Source organism: Planomonospora algeriensis (genome assembly GCF_977012225.1).
Map to the genome: position 1 here is coordinate 1 of NZ_CDRNDK010000616.1, position 3,064 is coordinate 3,064.

Annotated in this window: 2 protein-coding genes and 1 pseudogene; all 3 read left to right on the forward strand. The window is 71.9% G+C overall.

From position 1 onward, the window contains the following. Positions 1-24: 24 nt before the first annotated feature. Complete coding sequence (locus ACWJ6R_RS33415; protein ID WP_449066049.1) at positions 25-1,086, forward strand: chitinase; 1,062 nt, start codon at positions 25-27, stop codon at positions 1,084-1,086. 117 nt (positions 1,087-1,203) lie between these two features. Further along, on the forward strand, positions 1,204-2,394 hold the full coding sequence (locus ACWJ6R_RS33420; RefSeq protein ID WP_449066048.1) for an MFS transporter: 1,191 nt from the start codon (positions 1,204-1,206) through the stop codon (positions 2,392-2,394). A 90-nt stretch (positions 2,395-2,484) separates the two neighbouring features. Beyond that, a pseudogene (locus tag ACWJ6R_RS33425) lies at positions 2,485-3,064 on the forward strand (hypothetical protein); the annotation flags it as partial.

Here is a 3,064-nt window from a genome sequence, read left to right on the forward strand (position 1 = left end):
CCACGCCCACCCCCCACCCCGACGGTGACCCCGACGGTGACCCCGACGGTGACACCGCCGCCCGCGGGCGACCGGCTCCTGGTCGGCTACCTGCACGCCTCCTTCGCCAACGGCTCCGGCTACGTCCGGATGGCCGACGTGCCGGACGAATGGGACATCATCAACCTCTCCTTCGGCGAACCGACCTCGGTGACCTCCGGCGACATCCGCTTCACCCGCTGCCCGGCCGCCGAGTGCCCGAACGTCGAGTCCGAGGCCGAATTCACCGCCGCGATCAGGGCCAGGCAGGCCGCCGGGAAGAAGGTGCTCATCTCCATCGGCGGTCAGAACGGCCAGGTCCAGCTCACCACCGCCGCCGCCCGCGACGCGTTCGTGCGCTCGGTGAGCGCGATCATCGACAGGTACGGCCTCGACGGGCTGGACATCGACTTCGAGGGCCACTCCCTCTACCTCGACGCCGGCGACACCTCGCTGCGGGCCCCGACCACCCCGGTGATCGTCAACCTGATCGCCGCGCTGAAGGCGCTCAAGGCGAAGTACGGCGCGAAGTTCGTGCTGACCATGGCCCCGGAGACGTTCTTCGTCCAGCTCGGCCACCAGTTCTACGGCCCCGGCGCGAACGGCTCCGCCGACCGGCGGGCCGGGTCCTACCTGCCCGTCGTCCACGCGATGCGCGACGACCTGACCCTCCTGCACGTCCAGGACTACAACTCCGGCCCGATCATGGGCCTGGACGGGCAGTACCACACCATGGGCACGCACGACTTCCACGTGGCCATGACGGACATGCTGCTCGCGGGCTTCCCCATCGCGGGGAACCCGGCCAACGTCTTCCCCGCCCTGCGCCAGGACCAGGTCGCCATCGGCCTGCCCGCCGCGCCCTGGGCCGGGAACGGCTTCACCACGGTGGCCGAGGTGCACAAAGCCCTCGACTGCCTGACGAAGGGGGCGAACTGCGGGCCGTACCGGCCGAAGGCGACCTACCCGCACCTGCGCGGCCTGATGACCTGGTCGATCAACTGGGACCGGTACAACGGCCACGAGTTCTCCCGCAGCCACCGGGCCTACCTCGACCGGCTCGGCTGACGATCCCCTCGCCGCCGGGGAAGACGGATCCCCGGCGGCGAGGCCTCCGCCCGCACCGTCCGCCGACTTCCGTCCCCCGGTCACATGAAGTCACGACATCGCGGGTAGTAGGGCCGCATGCCGGACGGAACACGCAGTGGCCAGACGCCGAACCTGATCCTCGCCACGGCCGCCTTCGCGGTCACCTTCTGGGCGTGGAACCTGATCGGGCCCCTGGCCAGGACCTACAGCGGGCAGCTCGGCCTGTCGCCGACCCAGACCTCCATGCTGGTCGCGATCCCCGTCCTGGTCGGCTCACTCGGCCGCATCCCCGTGGGCATGCTCGCCGACCGCCTCGGCGGCCGCCTGATGTTCGCCGTCATCTGCTTCGTCTCGATCATCCCGGTGCTCGGCGTCGGCTGGTCCGGCTCGTACGGCACGCTGCTGCTCTGGGGCTTCCTGCTCGGTGTCGCCGGCACCTCCTTCGCGGTGGGCGTCCCCTTCGTCAACGCCTGGTACGAACCGGCCCGCAGAGGCTTCGCCACCGGCGTCTTCGGGGCCGGGATGGGCGGCACCGCGCTGTCGGCCTTCCTCACCCCGCGCCTGGTCGAGGCGCTCGGCCGGACCCAGACCCACCTGCTGATGGCCGCGGCCCTCGCGGTCACCGGCGTCGTGATGCTGCTCCTCAGCAGGAACTCACCCGACTGGAAGCCGTCCACCGAGCCCGCGCTGCCCCGCATGCGCGACGCGATGAGGATCAAGGCGACCTGGCAGTGCGCGTTCCTGTACGCCGTCGCCTTCGGCGGGTTCGTCGCGTTCTCCACCTACCTGCCCACCCTGCTGCAGAGCGTGTACGCGTTCGCGCAGACCGACGCCGGGCTCCGCGCCGCCGGGTTCTCCATCGCCGCGGTGCTCGCCCGGCCGGTCGGCGGGATCCTGTCCGACCGGATCGGCCCCGTCAGGGTGCTGACCGCCTCCTTCGCGGGCACCGTGGTGATGGCGCTCGTCCTGGTGCTGGAACCGCCCCCGGAGATCCCCGCCGGGCTCACCTTCGTGGTGATGGCGTTCTTCCTCGGCCTCGGCACCGGCGGCGTGTTCGCCCTGGTCGCCAAGCTGGTCGAACCCTCGCGGGTGGGCACCGTGACCGGCCTGGTGGGCGCCGCCGGAGGACTCGGCGGCTACTTCCCGCCGCTGGTCATGGGCGTGGTCTACTCCGCCTTCGGCGCCTACGCGGTCGGCTACGTCCTGCTCGCCGCGACCGCGCTGGCCGCGCTGGTCTACACCCGCCGGGCGTTCCCCGCCGCCGCCCGGCCCGGCGTGCGGACCTGACCGCGCAGGACGCGCGAGCCCGGCCGACAGGTCTCGTTTCCCCGTCCGGGTGGTTGTCCACTCCCCGGATCAGGCAGGCTAGGGGCCGCCATGGACAACGCAATTCTCACGGGGATCGTCCTCGTCACAGGTGTCGTGCTCGCCGTCGTCGCGCAGTGGAGGGGCTGGCGCCCGTCGCTGCCCGTCGTGCTGGCCGTCGGGGTCGGCTTCAGACTGCTCATCATGGCCGTCGCGGCCATGAGCGAGTGGCAGCCGGTCGACTTCGTCAACAGCTTCAAACCCGCCGGTGAGGCGGTCCTGAACGGGCAGGACCCGGTCCTGGGCAGCAAGGGCGGCTGGCACTTCCTGCCGACCATCCCGTACGTGTACGGCCTGCTGCTCTGGCTGGGCATCCCGTGGGAGTGGGGCGGCCGCCTGGTCACCGTGGTGGCCGACATCATCCTGATCCCGCTGGTCGGCAGGCTCGCCGGCGGGTCCGCCGCCTCGCTGCGCGCCTTCCAGTACGCCTGCAACCCCCTGGCCATCCTGGTGGCCTCCGTGCACGGCCAGGTCGAGCCGGTCGCGCTGGTCTTCGGCGTCGCCGCCTTCGTCGTGGCCCGCGGCCCGGGCGACCCGACCGGCCGGGACTGCGCCACGACCCCGTCACCTACGTCCGGCAGGCCGCGCCGCC